The organism is Pseudomonas helleri (genome assembly GCF_045830615.1).
Lineage (GTDB): Bacteria > Pseudomonadota > Gammaproteobacteria > Pseudomonadales > Pseudomonadaceae > Aquipseudomonas > Aquipseudomonas helleri.
The window spans coordinates 1,009,325-1,025,572 of record NZ_CP174501.1 but is presented as its reverse complement, the minus strand read 5'-3'; the positions used below and the strand labels follow the sequence as shown (position 1 = coordinate 1,025,572).

Here is a 16,248-nt window from a genome sequence, read left to right as displayed (position 1 = left end):
TTTAAATTTTTTGTAAAAGATTCCCATTGGCAATTCGTCTTCTCTCTATGGATCACATAATGACCACTAGACAGGAGCCAATGGATGTCCGCTTGTACCTCTTCCCCGCCTTTCAGTCTGCGCAGTGTCGCGCTGGCATTTAGCCTTTCCGGCTCGCTATTGGCCACTAGCGGCGCGTGGGCCGAACCCGTCAGTTACATGATTTCGGCAGGATCTCTCACCAATGCGATCAACACGTTTTCCGCTGCAAGCGGGGTGACAGTGAGCTTTAGCAGCGAAGAAACGGCTGGCTTGAGCACGGCGGGGTTGCAGGGGCATTACGAGCCGGAGCAGGGCCTTGCCCTACTGCTGCAAGGCAGCGGTCTGAAGTTCCAGCAAGTGGGAGACAAGCGCTACGTGCTGGCGCGATCTAACGCGTCTGATTCAATGGAGCTGGCGGCAACGACCGTCTCCGGCACGGGGTTGGGCGTCACGACCGAAGGGACAGACAGTTATGCCACGGGCTCGGCAAGCACCGCGACCGGTCTGCGCCTGTCCGCACGCGAGACGCCGCAATCGATCAGCGTGGTGACACGTCAGTTGATTGAAGACTTGAACTTGAACGATGTGACCCAGGTACTTGAGCAGACCCCAGGCGTGGTGGTCGAGAGCATGGGGCCCGCCGGTAGCGACTCTAATCACATTTATGTGAGGGGCTTTGATATCAGCAATATTCAGGTTGACGGGGTTAATCGGCCTGACACATTCGGGTTCAGTGATGACCTTTCTGACACTGTCACCTATGACCGGATCGAGGTGGTACGCGGCGCGACAGGGCTGATGTCGGGGACCGGGGACCCGGGCGCCACCGTCAACTTGATTCGCAAAAAACCGACGCTTGAAACCAAGCGCACGCTCACGCTTAAGGCGGGTTCTTGGGATGACTACCGTGCTGAGCTGGACATTTCCGGCAAATTGTCCGAAAGCGGCAATGTACGTGGACGTTTCGTCGCGTCGAGCAGTGATAGCCGCAGTTACATTGATCGCCAGACTCTGGAACGGCAGGTGGCATATGGAGTGCTGGAATGGGACGTCACCGATGACACGATGCTGACAGTCGGTGCGGAATATCAGGACATGGACAACAAAGGAGCCGGCAATCACGGTTTTCCGATGTTTACCTCCGATGGCGGTCACTTCAGCCCGTCTCGCTCGTTCAACTCGGGCGCAGACTGGGGCTATCACAAGCGTCGGACCAAGACGCTGTTCACCACCCTGGATCACGAACTGGATAACGGCTGGCATCTCAAGTTCAACGCCGAACACAGTCGCCGCAGCTATGACGACGCCTTCGCCACGGCCGCAAGCGGCACTGTGAAACCAGATGGCAGTGGTATCAGTACGTGGACCGGGCGTTGGTCCGGTGAGCCTCGCCAAACCACATTCGACGTGTCGGCGACCGGCCCTTTTGAGCTGTTCACTCGCGAGCACCAACTGTATCTAGGGGCCAGCCACTCCAAGTCGTATTACCGAAATGATGGCTACCCACTGTGGTCGTTTCAAGACATCGACAACATCTACACATGGGATGGCTCACTGGCTATACCCGATGCCATCTACACCAAATCTTCACGTGATGCGCTGGATGAAAAACAGGATGGCTTAGTCGCTTCGGTTCGCTGGAGCCTGGCCGACGACCTGTCGTTGATCACTGGGGCTCGGGTAATAGATTGGAGGCGAGATGAGGCCGCCACTACCCTGTCGACCGGCACTATCAAACGTACTTCGCGCACTGAAAACGGGATCGTGACGCCTTACTTGGGTTTGGTGTATGACATCGACGATAACTGGTCGGCCTATGCCAGCTACACCACGATTTTCAAACCGCAGAACTACAAAGACGTCAATGGCAGCTATTTGGACCCTAAAGAAGGCGTGAACTACGAGCTGGGCATCAAGAGCGAGTTCTGGGACAAGCGTTTGACCGCGGCACTGAGCGTCTTTGAGGTACACCAAGACAACCTTGCGGTGGCTGATGGGAACCAATTGGCGCCGGACGGCAATCAAGCCTACCGCGCCGAGTCCGGCACCAAAACCCGCGGTTTTGAGATGGAAATGGCGGGTGAAATTCTGCCCGATTGGCAGGTCTTGGCCAGCTATACCTATGCCGAGGTAAAAGACTCGGATGATAAGCGCCTCTTGACTGAAGTGCCTCGCGACACGGTGAAGCTGTTTACCAGCTATCGCCTTGGCTCACTCCCGCAATTGAAAGTGGGCGGTGGTGTGCGCTGGCAAGGCACCGAATACTACAAAGGTGCCGGGCCTAACAATGAGACGTTCTCACAGGGCGCTTACAGTGTGGTCGACCTGATGGCGCAATACGCCATCACCCCGCAAACCAGCGTTTCGCTAAACCTCAACAACGTGCTGGACAAGAGCTACTACACCGCGATTGGCTCTCGTGGCTGGTATGGCGCCCCACGTAGCGCAACGGCCACCTTGGTCTACGCCTTCTAAACGTCAGAAGCCCCCCTGATCAACGCCCCACATGTAAGCGTGAGCTTGCTCGCGAGTTATTGATGGTGAGGGCGTGCCGAGCCACTGCGAGGCACCGAGGGGTTGGGGCAAAAAGCGTATGGCTTCTTTGCGCTTTCAAAGTGACGCGCCGTACCAAGCCACACCAACACGGTGCTTGGCGATGCACAAAGCTGCCAGAATTTGCCAGATCCAAAAAACCGAAAGCCCGCAGTTACGCGGGCTTAAGGGTGTTTCTTGCTAATTGGTGCCGGACAATGCCGGACGTCCAATCATTCCCACTCAATCGTCGCCGGTGGCTTGCTCGATACATCGTAGGTGACGCGCGAGATGCCTTCGATTTCGTTGATGATGCGACCGCTCACGGTTTCGAGCAGTTCGTAAGGCAGGTGAGCCCAACGCGCGGTCATAAAGTCGATGGTTTCTACGGCACGCAGGGCAACTACCCAGGCGTAACGACGGCCATCGCCTACAACGCCAACCGATTTAACCGGCTGGAACACAACGAAGGCCTGGCTGACTTTGTGGTACCAGTCGGCTTTGCGCAGTTCTTCGATGAAGATGTGGTCAGCACGACGCAGCAGGTCGGCGTATTCCTTTTTCACTTCACCCAGGATACGCACGCCCAGGCCCGGGCCCGGGAATGGGTGGCGGTAGACCATGTCGTACGGCAGGCCGAGTTCCAGGCCCAGACGGCGGACTTCGTCTTTGAACAGCTCGCGCAGGGGTTCTACCAGCTTGAGGTTCATTTCTTCCGGCAAGCCACCTACGTTGTGGTGCGACTTGATGACGTGGGCTTTGCCGCTTTTGGCGCCAGCCGACTCGATCACGTCCGGGTAGATGGTGCCCTGCGCCAGGTACTTGATGTTGTCCAGTTTGTTGGACTCGGCATCGAATACGTCGATGAAGGTGCGACCGATGATTTTGCGCTTTTTCTCGGGATCGTTTTCGCCAGCCAGGTTGTTCAGGAACTGGTCGGCAGCGTTGGCACGGATCACTTTAACGCCCATGTTCTCTGCGAACATGGCCATCACCTGGTCACCTTCGTGCAGGCGCAGCAGGCCGTTGTCGACGAAGACGCAGGTCAGTTGGTCGCCAATGGCCTTGTGCAGCAACGCTGCTACTACCGAAGAGTCAACACCGCCGGACAAGCCCAGCAGGACGTTGTCGGTGCCAACTTGGGCACGGATGGTGGCGATGGCGTCTTCCGCGATTTTCGACGGTGTCCACAGCGCATCACAGCCGCAGATGTCGAGGATGAAGCGCGACAGGATGCGACCGCCCTGCTTGGTGTGGGTCACTTCCGGGTGGAACTGCACGCCGTAGTAAGCACGTTCATCGTTGAACATGCCGGCAATCGGGCAGCTCGGGGTGCTGGCCAGAACGTGGAAGTCGGATGGCATTTTGGTGACCTTGTCACCGTGGCTCATCCACACGTCCAGACCGAACAGGCCGTCAGCGTCGATGTGATCTTCGATGCCATCGAGCAGGCGGCTTTTGCCGACCACGTCTACGCGGGCATAACCGAATTCACGCAGCTCGGAACCTTCAACCTTGCCACCCAGCTGTTCAGCCATGGTCTGCATGCCGTAGCAGATACCGAAAACCGGCACGCCGAGGTCAAATACCGCTTGCGGGGCACGCGGGCTGTTGGCTTCGTGTACAGACTCCGGGCCACCGGCCAGGATAATGCCTTTAGGGGCAAATTCGCGGATCGCTGCGTCGTCCATGTCGAACGGGTGCAGTTCGCAGTAAACACCGATTTCACGAACGCGACGGGCGATCAACTGGGTGTACTGAGAACCGAAGTCCAGAATCAGGATGCGGTGAGCGTGAATGTCGAGGGACATGACTAAATCTCGATAAATTTCAGAAACGACACGGGGCTGAATCAAACAGCCCCGGTGATTTAATTCGTATCGCACCCGGGTTGGAGCCCGGATGCGACCACTATCAACCTACGCGATAGTTAGGTGCTTCTTTGGTGATCTGCACGTCGTGGACGTGGGATTCAGCCATGCCAGCGCCGGTGATGCGCACAAACTCAGGCTTGGTACGCATTTGCTCGATGTCGGCGCTGCCGGTGTAACCCATCGAGGAACGCAGACCGCCCATCAGTTGGTGAATGATCGCGGTGAGCGACCCTTTGTACGGTACGCGACCTTCGATGCCTTCCGGCACCAGCTTCTCGGCACCCGCGGAGGAGTCCTGGAAGTAACGGTCGGAAGAACCCTGGGACTGCGACATCGCACCCAGCGAACCCATGCCGCGGTAAGCCTTGTACGAACGGCCCTGGAACAGTTCGATTTCGCCCGGCGCTTCTTCAGTACCGGCAAACATCGAACCCATCATGACGCAGGAAGCACCGGCCACGATGGCCTTGGACAGGTCACCCGAGAAACGGATGCCGCCGTCGGCGATCAACGGTACGCCCGAGCCTTCAAGGGCTGCGGCCACGTTGGCAATCGCACTGATTTGCGGAACGCCAACACCGGCAACGATACGGGTGGTGCAGATCGAGCCTGGGCCGATACCGACTTTAACGGCGTCAGCGCCAGCTTCTGCCAGGGCCAAAGCCGCAGCGCCAGTGGCGATGTTGCCGCCAATGACCTGTACCTCAGGGAAGTTCTGCTTGACCCAACGTACGCGGTCGATCACGCCTTTGGAGTGACCGTGGGCGGTGTCGACTACCACCACGTCAACGCCAGCAGCCACCAGAGCGGTGACGCGATCTTCGGTGTCTTTGCCAGTACCGACAGCAGCGCCTACGCGCAGACGACCTTGGTCATCCTTGCTGGCCAGCGGGTAGGCCTTGGCTTTTTCGATGTCGTTGACGGTCATCATGCCTTTGAGGGCGAAGCTGTCGTCGACGATCAGCACGCGCTCGATGCGGTGCTTGTGCAGCAGTTCACGGGCTTCGTCCTTGTCGGCGCCTTCCTTGACCGTGACCAGACGCTCTTTAGGCGTCATCACTTCACGAACGGTGGCTTCCAGACGGCTTTCGAAGCGCACGTCACGGGAGGTCACGATGCCGACCAGGTCGCCATTGTGCAGTACCGGAACGCCGGAGATATTGTGCTGGCGGGTCAATTCGAACAGTTCACGAACCGTGGCGTCAGCTTCGATAGTGATGGGTTCTTTAACCACACCGGCTTCGTAGCGTTTGACCTTGCGCACTTCGTGAGCTTGCTGCTCGATGGTCATGTTCTTGTGGATGATGCCGATGCCGCCTTCCTGAGCCATGGCGATTGCCAGACGGGCTTCAGTGACGGTGTCCATTGCGGCGGAAACCAGAGGAATATTCAGTTCAATGCCACGGGTCAAACGAGTCTTTAGACTGACTTCGTTCGGAAGAACCTCGGAATAACCGGGAACGAGAAGGATGTCATCGAAGGTGAGTGCTTCTTGGCTGATACGCAGCATCGCTGGGGCTCCCGAGCGGGAAAATGGAAGCGCGCCATTGTACTCAAAACACCTGTGGCTCTCAACGGAAACCTTTAGAGAGTTTTGCGCTAAAAGCCATGATTTATTGACCCGCGAGGCAGAAAAAGCCCTTACAACTCGACTTTGACCCACGCCACCGGCTGATCCAGCCAGTCGGCAAACTCGTCGAGGAAGCTTTGCTTGAACCCCGCCTCGGCCCAGTTATTGAAAATAAACCCCAGGTTGGAGAAGCCGCACGGCTGCAAAAACAGAAAACCGTTGATGTCATCTTCATGGCCACACAAAGGGCAAACAAAGTTGTCCGTGTGCCCTGGCATCCATTCTTCGAGGCTGTCGAACAGCGCTTCGCCGACTTCCTTGCGGCACTCGGCGCAGCCTGCTTCTTCCAGAAAACCTTTGACCGGCGTGTAGATGCAACGCTTGGTGATGATCTCCAGACCGTTGATCGGGTGGCCGAACGGCAGCGCTTCAGGGTGCAACACCACGCTGGCCGCCCCCGGAGCGATGGCATAGGCCATGGCGCTGCCATTGCGCCCGCAGGTACTGAGCTCTTCTTCAATGATGTTTTTACGCACCAGCCAGCGCACGATCGCACGGGCACGCGGCTCGTGGACCGGCAAGGTGGAAATTTTAGGAACGATAATGCTTTGCGAATTCATGGGTACGGCACATATAAGAAAACAGACACGGTAGGAGCGAGCTTGCCTCGCGATCTTTTAAACGGTCAAAAGATCGCGAGGCAAGCTCGCTCCTACAAGAAATCAAGCGCTCAAGTAGCGCGCAATCAGCGCAACGCCGCTGGCCAGCACCAGCCAGGTCACCAGCCGGACAAACGCCTCGCGGGACAATTTGATCGCCAGTTTACGCCCTATCCACAGCCCCAGCGCCATGGCCGGTAACAGAAAGGCGGCCAACCATAACAACTCGCCATCGGTGTACACACCCGCGATCACGAACAAGCTCAAACGCACCACGGTGCTGCAACTGATCAACGCACTTTGCGTGGCCCGCGCTGCGTCCTTGGTCAGCCGCGCGTTCAGGTACAGCGCGTATAAAAAACCGCCGCTGCCAAATAGCGCACCGAATAACCCGCCTATGACCCCGGTCGGCACCGCCCACCCCGCCGCCACTTGGCTGGGCCGCACTTTTACCGCCAGGCTGTACACCGCATAAGCGCTGACAAACACGCCCATCAACAGCAGCAACAAGTCGGATTGCAGGTTGAGCAAAAACACCACGCCGATGATGCAACCCACGGCCATGCACGGTAGCAAGCGCAGCAACTCCGGACGAGCCACGTCACGGCGGGCGGGCAACCAGTTGCCAAAGGCGGCGACAAAATCCAGCAGCACCAGCAGCGGGATGATCTTCGACAGCGGCAGGCACAGAATCAAAATGGGCCCGGCCACCAGTGCCGTACCAAACCCCGCCACGCCAAACACGATGTAAGCCAGCGCCACAGCCAGCTCAATCAACACCCACTCACCGCCGGTAAAAGGCAAATCCATTGCTGCGCTTCCTTATTTTTGGAGCGCGGACTTTAACCAGCAGGTGCAGTCAAAACAATCCGCCCTTATGATGGCCGGCATGATTAAAGATCCCTTTGCACGACTCAATCTCGACCGGGAAGTCCTGACCGTCAGCCAGCTCAACGGCCGCGCGCGGGTCTTGCTCGAAGACGTGTTCAGCAATATCTGGGTCGAGGGCGAAATCTCCAACCTCGCCCGCCCGGCGTCTGGGCACATTTACTTCACCCTTAAAGACAGCGGTGCCCAAGTGCGCTGTGCGTTGTTTCGCAACAACGCCGCACGGGTACGCCAGGCACTGAAAGATGGCCTGGCGGTCAAAGTGCGCGGCAAGGTGTCGCTGTTTGAGGGGCGCGGCGATTACCAGCTGATCCTCGATACCGTCGAGCCTGCCGGTGATGGCGCATTGCGCCTGGCCTTTGATGCCCTGAAAGAGAAGCTCAGCGCCGAAGGCTTGTTCAGTGCCGAGCGCAAAGTCCCGCTGCCGGCTCACCCGCAGCGCATCGGCATCATCAGTTCGCCAACCGGGGCGGTGATCCGCGACATCATCAGCGTGTTCCGCCGCCGTGCACCGCAAGTAGAACTGACCTTGATCCCCACCGCCGTGCAGGGCCGTGAAGCTACCGCGCAAATTGTCCGGGCGCTAAAGCTGGCCGATGCGCGGGGCTTTGACGCCTTGATTCTGGCCCGGGGTGGCGGCTCGCTCGAAGACCTCTGGTGCTTTAACGAAGAAGCTGTTGCGCGGGCGGTGGACGCCTGTGTGACGCCGATCGTCAGTGCCATCGGGCACGAAACCGATGTGTCGATCAGTGACTTTGTTGCCGACGTGCGGGCGCCGACGCCGTCTGCTGCGGCCGAATTGCTGGCGCCGGACGCCAGCGATCTGCAACGCCGAGTCGACAGCCTGCAGCGCCGGCTGGTCATGCGTATCCGCGATCGCCTGATGCGCGACCGCCTGCGTCTCGACGGGCTGGCCCGGCGCCTGCGCCATCCGGGTGAACGACTGCGCCAGCAGGCACAGCGCCTCGACGATCTGGACATGCGCATGCGCCGCGCGTTTGAGCGCAGCCTCAATACTCGCCGTGAGCGCTTGATACGTCTCGAAACACGCCTGTCAGCGCAACATCCGGGTCGTCAGCTAGCCTTACTCCGCCAGCGCCTGGACAGCCTTGCTGAACGCCTGCCACGGGCGATGCGCGAAGGCCTCAAGGCCCGTCGTCTGACGCTGCACAGCCAGATGCAAACCCTGCACGTGGTCAGCCCGCTGGCCACCTTGGGTCGCGGCTACAGCATTTTGCTCGATGAGCGCGGCAATGCCATTCGCAGCGCCGAACAGACCCACAATGGCCAGCGTCTGAAGGCACGACTGGGCGAAGGCGAATTGCAGGTGCGGGTTGAAGACAACCACCTGACACCCGTGACCCTTTCTTTACTGGATTGAGCTGATGCCACGCTTTGTAACTGCTGCTTTATTGATGTGCCTTGCTTTCAATGCCTCGGCCGCCGACAGCTACATCACCCGACTGCTCAACAAGCCGGTACCGGGCGGCGTGGCAGTGATCGACCTGGGCACCGGCGCGCAACGCCCAGAGGCCAAATACGACGGCAAGCCGGTGTTGGTGGTCAAAGAGCAAGACACCTGGCGCGCCATTGTCGGTATCCCGCTGACCGTCAAGCCGGGTACGCAAACACTGAATGCCAACGGCCGAAGCCTGAGCTTCAGCGTGGGCAACAAAAAGTACCCCGAGCAGCACATCACCCTGAAAAACCAGCGCCAGGTCAACCCCAACCCGGACGACCTCAAACGCATCGACAACGAGCTGGCGGTGCAGATCAAGGCGTACCGCACCTTCAGCCCGAACACGCCCAGCAACTTGCTGCTGGACAAGCCCGTCAATGGCCCGCTGTCGAGCAAGTTTGGCGTGCGCCGCTTCTTCAATGGCGAAGAGCGCAACCCGCATGCGGGCCTGGACTTTGCCGTGCCCGCAGGTACACCGATCAAAACCCCGGCCGCCGGTAAAGTCATCCTGATCGGCAACTACTTTTTTAATGGCAACACCGTGTTTGTCGATCACGGCCAGGGCTTTATCAGCATGTTCTGCCACATGTCGAAAATCGACGCCAAGCTCGGCCAGCAACTGGCACGCGGCGATGTGGTCGGCAAAGTCGGCTCAACCGGTCGCGCCACCGGGCCACACATGCACTGGAACGTCAGCCTGAACGACGCCCGGGTAGACCCGGCGATCTTTATCGGGGCCTTTCAGCCTTAGCGAAAACGCCGGGGTTTGGTCACTGCTCGTGAGCAAACCTCCCCGCACTAGTTATGTATGTCAGGCGCAGTCAAGCCGGGGCAGATACTCCTCACAACTTTCTCTGTGAGGTGTAACCCATGAGTGATGTATTTCATTTATCCCAAGACTTGAGCGCCGACCTGATTGCGGTCAGCGCCCAGGACGAACAAGACCGTGTCAATAAATGGGTGCAAATCGACACTCAGATCCAGACCCTGCTGGCTGAGCAACCCACCCTCCACTCATTCATACACAGCGAGCTGAAGGCGACGTTTGCCCACGCCACGCAGACGCTTGATCCTGAGCAATTGCTGATCAGTGAAGAGGGTGATACGCAGCTCACCAGTGTGCTCGATATCCTGCTACAGGCGCTGTGTGACGGCCATGCGCCGGATTACAACCTGCTGAAGGCCACGCTTAAGGTCGTGGATGACACCTCGCCCGCCACTGTGACGGTGGGGGATTTGCAGACCTTCATATCCCGCGCGCGACGTTTTTTTGCCAGTAGCTGCAAAACCCACACGGCGCAGTTTTGGCAAGACAAGAGCAGCCAAACCGGAACTCAATCGCGCAAATCCTGGCTGCTCGATAAGCTCAAAGACGTGCTCAAGGCTGAAACAGAACTGCTGTCCCACGATGCCACGCTGACACCGGGCCAGGTGCAACTGATCAATGATGTGGTGCGTTACCCGTCGCTGAGCACCCGGGCTGCGCTCCCGGTCAGTTCGCGCCCGGCGGTTTATGCCCTGATACTTAAGGACCTGTCAAAAGAGCCACCGATTGCCTTCGCGGGTGCCTGGGTCATGACCGCACGCGACGGCTCCGCAACCCTTGACGCATCAGGCATGACTCGCCTTTCTGACAAAACGACAGAAGTAGAAATCAACGCCAAAGCCAATGCCGGTGAGGCTGTGTTGTACACCCCTTCAGGTGGTTTGCAGGGCTTTGCTTCGCTGCAGGCATTAGAGATCGAACTTAACCGCCGTCACACGGAAATCGCGGAGTTCGAATCATTGCTGGAGCTCTTATCCCCCACTGATCTGGTGAGGGTTCAAGCGCTGACTGAAAAGGCTACAACGTCGCTCGAATTCACCTTTAAGGAAATTCACGGCTCAGTGTTCGAGTATTGGTTCAAGGTGCATGACGATCAGCGTCAAGCCAATCTGGAACACACATTGTCGTTAGCCAAAACGGTTTCGCCCGCCCAATTGAGTGAACACCTGGAGTATGTGCTGGACTACGCTCCACGCTTCAAACAAGCGAGCGCCCTCAATGCACGCATTGCCAAGTTTTTAGGAAAAAAGACCCGCCAATGGCTGCTTAAAGCCAACGATGCTGACCGTCAGGCCTGGTTTGAGGCGGCTGCGCATTACCGAACCCTCAGTTTCATTGCCAACGACAATGGCGAGCCCTCTGCCCATCAATATGGCGACAGAGCGTTTTTGCTGCGCTACGCCCACGATCAGTTGCAGAACTATATCCAAGCAGAATATGGCCTGATCGTTGACCCGGACACCGTCTTTATCACCACAACGGTCGCCGAGCGCGGCTCCGGCCCCATTATCCCGATCAGCGCGTATGGCACGTCGTCCTACACGGCGGTGAACAGCCTGTCGCGTACCGGCCCTTCCATCAAGCTGGTCAGTACGTCCCGAACACTGTCGCAATTGGCTCTGGAGAACGTCGGTAGCCTGGACATTGACTACGCATTGACCGCTACCGTATCAACGGGCAGCGCCGATGGACCACGAATGGACACGTTGAGCGCTGCGCAAATCAAGCACATCGTTCGCACGGTGAATATTGGCGATAGCTATGAAGCCTTCTTGCGGGACCGGTTCATCAACTCTCCCCAAGCCCTCTCTCGTCGCGATACTGCCGCTCAATTGCTGATCGCCCAAATGCGCGTTGATGCACTTGAAGCGAAGATTTCCGATGACTTCTCGCCAGATCGCCTGGATCGCGGTTATCGCTGGGTTGAGGCCGTTCTGAACGAGGTTGATGACCCTGATCTTCCCGCCATTGTTGAAGGGCATCGCCTGAAGGTTCATCAATTACTGATCAGCGAGGCCACGGTGCGTGGGGTACTGATTATCCTGGCACCGCCTTCAGGGGCTTATGCGCCTGACCCTTTGGAATTGAACCTCATCACACCGCAACCGCTGTCGTCCGTCAGCGCCCTGGTTGTCTATACCCCTGAAGCACCTGACGGCAAGCGGTTTCGCGAGTTTGAAAATCGCGCGCACATGGCGAATAAATTCCTCAATGCCCCTGAAATGGCCGGCTATCTGGTTGGACGCGTCAGCGAAGGCGCTCAAGCCCGAGTCCAGCAACGGGTGACTGAAGGGCTCAGAGCAGCGGATGTTCGGGACACCGTAATTACCGGCAACTTCATTGAGAAAACCTGTTTGGCCGAAATCGAGCATGCCTTGGCCAGCGCTGATGCCTTGAGCCTGTCGACCACAGAAAGCAACCGCCTGGCCGTGTGGAGCGGCATAGAAACAGCGGTGGATATCGTCACGATTATCCTGCCATTTAAGGTCACGGCCATGATTGCCCTAGGACGCAGTTTGATCGAGATGTGGCATGGCTTTGATGCGTTGAAACGCGGCAATCAAAGTGAAGCGATTGGGCATTTTGTCGGCATGATTGAACGCTGGGTGGATGCCGGGGTGGACATTGGAACCGCTCTCGCCAAATTACCCGCCAAAGGTACCTTGGCCTTGAATCCGAAGTTTGCCTACAAACAGGGCGTCGAAGGGCTGACCAAGCGCACAGACGGCGCCTACGCAGGCATCTATGAAAGGACGCCGAAACACGGCGGTTTCTCCCAATACTTTATCCAACAGCAAAAGCACTGGTTTCAGGTGGTGTATGACGCGGACCGCCTGACCTGGCGGGTATTGGATATGCGTCGCCCGCGCGCTTGGTACCGCTCTGCGATTCGTCAGGGCACGGATGGTCTGTGGCGTATCGGCACACCTGAGTTGAGCTTACTTGGAGGAGGAAAATATTCGCTGGCCACATTCAAGGTACGTGAGGCTTTCCCACGCTTCAGCCTTGATGAAGCCAAAAAACTGCTCGACCAATACAACTTTCCTGCACCTCGCAGAGACAAGATGGAACTTTATCTGGCCGAGTTCCTGGTAGAGCATAAAGAGCTGCCCCGGTGGGCCCAGCACTATCTCAAGCCAGGGCTAGATGGTGCCCCAGCGCAAGCCCTCACCCCTGAGCCCGGCACTTCGAGCGCCGTCCCGTTAAGCAACAAGCGCAAGCGTCCCATTGTGGATGATGAGCCGGTACAACCTAAACCGACTCAACCCGTTCCCTCCAGCGGCACTAACGCACCGGGCACTGTCAGCAGTAGTGAGTGGCAAAACTGGGCCCGATCGGCTCCCGGCGAAACTTATATTCCGGTCAGCCTGAATCCGCCCATTTCTGAAATAGGCAGCGGCTCTAATCTTCGAGTGATTAAAAAAGACAGCAAGTGGTTCGACATATTGCCTCAGGGCAACCTGCCACTGGATATACAGGTGTACCTGAAAAAGCCTGGTCAGGTGATCTCGACCTATGAGCGACTGGAAAAGCTGATCTTGAAAAACAAGTACTTGCAACCGCGCCTGGCTGAGTTTGAGGAAGGAGCGTGGGCGATCAAGGAGCCGCTGCTGCAAAAGCCGATCTGGCAATACGTCCTCAAGTCTCTGCCGGGCCTGACGCCAGACTCTGCACAGGTAGTGGCCAAGCGTCTATTTATGTTGTCCGACAGCACCACTTGGTTGCTCACACAAACCCGTATGCGCACGTTGACCGAAACGTTGTATGGCTGGTTTTCCGGGCATCTGACACATGGCTCCGGAACATTGCGTGATCCCTTGGCCCTCTTGACGCCAGCCTTGGGCATTCGCCCAAAAACGTTGCTGGTTCGAACACGTGCTTCACCGACCTGGTTTGACCGGATCGACTTTTCATTGAAAGCCGGCGATTTATTAAAACTGAGCAATGCCGCTGGACTCAATGAAGTCATGCGTAGCCTGCTTCAGCGGCTCGGCTACACCATTTATGCGGACATCCCCGGGGTCAGTGAGTTGGTGTTCAAGCGAACAGGCGCGCAAACCATCAACTTCATGCAGTTGCACAGGGCGGTCGGAGCGGAGCTGGCGCTTGTCATCGAGCTGGAGGATGCGGTCACCCTTATGATCAATAAGAACCCGTTGTCCCCCTTATCCCTGGCGCTTACCAATGCACGGGCCGATGGCAAACTCATAACCTTTGTGGGAGGCGTCCAGAACACACCGCCGTACGGCCTCACACAAGGCTTTATTTGCCGGACGTAGGGCAGTAACCGGCCAGTTCGTTAGCTGGCCGGGTTTCGGTAATCAGCGAAATACTTTTGCAGCACAAGATGAATGCCATACGCCATATATGAACAATTTTTTTCACTGCCAATCCTATAAGACGCCATATAAATTCGATTTTTTGCTTTAAACGCGCAATTCTCCTAATGTTTTTCAGGCCGCTTGCCAACGTCTTTCGCAATGGTTAGGGTTGAGCCTATGAAAACACCTCATACCCTCATTCAATTACGCCAGCACCGAAGCCTCTGCCTCGTCAGTGCACGACTGCAAAGCTGAAACGCGCTGCCTCGTCCCCCCCTGCTTTGTATTTCTTCAGCGAGCCACTTGTCTCTATACGGCCCGCACATTAAAGGATTGCCTGATGACCATGCTCAAAGACCCCTCTTCCAAATATCGCGCCTTTCCGGTCATTGATTTACCTGACCGTACCTGGCCATCGAAAACCATCACCCAAGCGCCGATCTGGTGCAGCTCTGACCTGCGCGACGGCAACCAGTCGCTGATCGAGCCGATGGATGCAGTGAAAAAACTGCGTTTTTGGAAGACCCTGGTCAGCGTTGGCGTAAAAGAAATTGAGGCGTCGTTCCCGGCTGCTTCGCAGACCGACTTTGACTTCGTGCGTACGTTGATCGAAGACGGCCACATCCCGGACGACACCACTATTCAGGTGTTGACCCAAGGCCGTGAAGACCTGATCGCACGGACATTCGAATCGCTGCGCGGCGCGAAAAAAGCCATCGTGCACTTGTACAACGCGACCTCGCCGTCGTTCCGCCGCATCGTGTTCAACCAGGACAAGGACGGCATCAAAGAAATCGCCGTCAGCGCGGCCAAGCTGTTCGTCAAATACGCTGCTCAACAGCCAGAAACCCAGTGGACTTTTGAATACTCCCCAGAGACCTTCAGCGCCACTGAGCTGGAGTTCGCCAAGGAAGTGTGTGACGCGGTGATCGAGGTCTGGAACCCGACGCCTGAGCACAAAGTGATCCTCAACTTGCCGGCCACTGTTGAGTGCGCCACCCCGAACATCTATGCCGACCAGATTGAATGGTTCGGTCGCCACATCAACCGCCGTGACAGCGTGATCATCAGCCTGCACACCCACAACGACCGTGGCACTGGTGTTGCCGCCACCGAGTTGGGCTTGATGGCCGGTGCAGACCGCGTCGAAGGCTGCCTGTTCGGTAACGGCGAGCGCACCGGCAACGTTGACCTGGTGACCGTGGCCCTGAACATGTACACCCAAGGCCTCGACCCGCAGCTGGACTTCTCTGACATCGACGGCGTGCGTAAAGTCGTTGAAGAGTGCAACCAGATCCCGGTTCACCCTCGCCACCCGTATGTGGGCGACTTGGTCCACACTGCGTTCTCGGGCTCGCACCAGGACGCCATCCGCAAAGGTTTCGCCCAGCAGAAGCCCGATGCACTGTGGGAAGTGCCGTACTTGCCGATCGACCCGGCAGACATTGGCCGTAGCTATGAGGCCGTGATTCGGGTGAACAGCCAGTCCGGTAAAGGCGGCATTGCTTACCTGCTGGAGCAGGAATACGGCATCAGCTTGCCACGCCGCATGCAGATCGAGTTCAGCCAGGTGGTTCAGCGTGAGACCGACCGTCTTGGCCTTGAAATGACCGCGCAGCAGATCCACAGCTTGTTGCACAGCGAGTATCTGCAAGCCAACACCCCGTACGCGTTGGTTAGCCATCGCCTGCAGGAAGAAAACGGCCACAGCGCGGTTGAGGTTGAAGTGTCGGCCAAAGGCGCTGGCGAGACCAACCTGCGCTGGAACGGCAAAGGCAATGGCGCCCTGGAAGCCTTGGTTGCCGGCCTGCCGGTCAAAGCTGAAATCATGGACTACAACGAGCATGCCATCGGTGCTGGCACCAACGCCAAAGCCGCTGCTTACATCGAGCTGCGGGTGAATGGTGAGCGTGCTGTGCATGGTGTGGGCATCGATGAAAACATCACCACCGCCAGCTTCAAGGCCCTGTTCAGCGCCCTGAACCGCTCACTGAGCGAAGCCGACGCTAAAGCTGCCTAAACGTCTGCTGAAACGCAAAAAGGCCCTGAGGTGCGAACCTCAGGGCCTTTTTTGTTGGCTTTTTTGTAGGAGCGAGC

At 57.5% G+C, this 16,248-nt stretch carries 9 protein-coding genes; 5 read left to right on the top strand and 4 right to left on the bottom strand.

All coding sequences use genetic code 11. The annotated features are described in order from the left end of the window. The first annotated feature begins 84 nt into the window (after window positions 1-84). Entirely contained in the window at window positions 85-2,496 is a 2,412-nt protein-coding gene (locus ACJJU9_RS04765; protein WP_407730164.1) for a TonB-dependent siderophore receptor, read from the top strand. 290 nt (window positions 2,497-2,786) lie between these two features. Here ACJJU9_RS04765 and guaA read toward each other — a convergent pair whose 3' ends face one another. The 4 genes from guaA to ACJJU9_RS04745 form a co-directional block, all read right to left on the bottom strand. Next, the gene (guaA, locus tag ACJJU9_RS04760; RefSeq protein ID WP_048367063.1) at window positions 2,787-4,364 is read right to left on the bottom strand and encodes a glutamine-hydrolyzing GMP synthase; all 1,578 of its coding nucleotides are present in this window, start codon (window positions 4,362-4,364) and stop codon (window positions 2,787-2,789) included. A gap of 103 nt (window positions 4,365-4,467) precedes the next feature. Beyond that, the gene (gene guaB / locus ACJJU9_RS04755) at window positions 4,468-5,937 is read right to left on the bottom strand and encodes an IMP dehydrogenase (RefSeq protein WP_048367064.1); all 1,470 of its coding nucleotides are present in this window, start codon (window positions 5,935-5,937) and stop codon (window positions 4,468-4,470) included. Window positions 5,938-6,068: 131 nt separating this feature from the next. After that, entirely contained in the window at window positions 6,069-6,617 is a 549-nt protein-coding gene (locus ACJJU9_RS04750) for a hypothetical protein (RefSeq protein WP_048367066.1), read from the bottom strand. Window positions 6,618-6,719: 102 nt separating this feature from the next. Then, the gene (locus ACJJU9_RS04745) at window positions 6,720-7,466 is read right to left on the bottom strand and encodes a sulfite exporter TauE/SafE family protein (protein WP_048367068.1); all 747 of its coding nucleotides are present in this window, start codon (window positions 7,464-7,466) and stop codon (window positions 6,720-6,722) included. 79 nt (window positions 7,467-7,545) lie between these two features. On the opposite strand from ACJJU9_RS04745, the gene xseA reads away from it, so the two are divergent. From xseA to leuA, 4 genes are all read left to right on the top strand, one after another. Beyond that, window positions 7,546-8,925: an exodeoxyribonuclease VII large subunit gene (gene xseA / locus ACJJU9_RS04740; RefSeq protein WP_194289158.1), complete on the top strand. Its 1,380-nt coding sequence runs from the start codon at window positions 7,546-7,548 to the stop codon at window positions 8,923-8,925. 4 nt (window positions 8,926-8,929) lie between these two features. Next, the gene (locus ACJJU9_RS04735; protein WP_407730163.1) at window positions 8,930-9,754 is read left to right on the top strand and encodes a peptidoglycan DD-metalloendopeptidase family protein; all 825 of its coding nucleotides are present in this window, start codon (window positions 8,930-8,932) and stop codon (window positions 9,752-9,754) included. A 119-nt stretch (window positions 9,755-9,873) separates the two neighbouring features. After that, entirely contained in the window at window positions 9,874-14,109 is a 4,236-nt protein-coding gene (locus ACJJU9_RS04730) for a dermonecrotic toxin domain-containing protein (protein ID WP_407730162.1), read from the top strand. Between the two features lie 382 nt (window positions 14,110-14,491). Next, on the top strand, window positions 14,492-16,171 hold the full coding sequence (gene leuA, locus ACJJU9_RS04725) for a 2-isopropylmalate synthase (protein WP_048367074.1): 1,680 nt from the start codon (window positions 14,492-14,494) through the stop codon (window positions 16,169-16,171). Window positions 16,172-16,248: the final 77 nt, after the last annotated feature.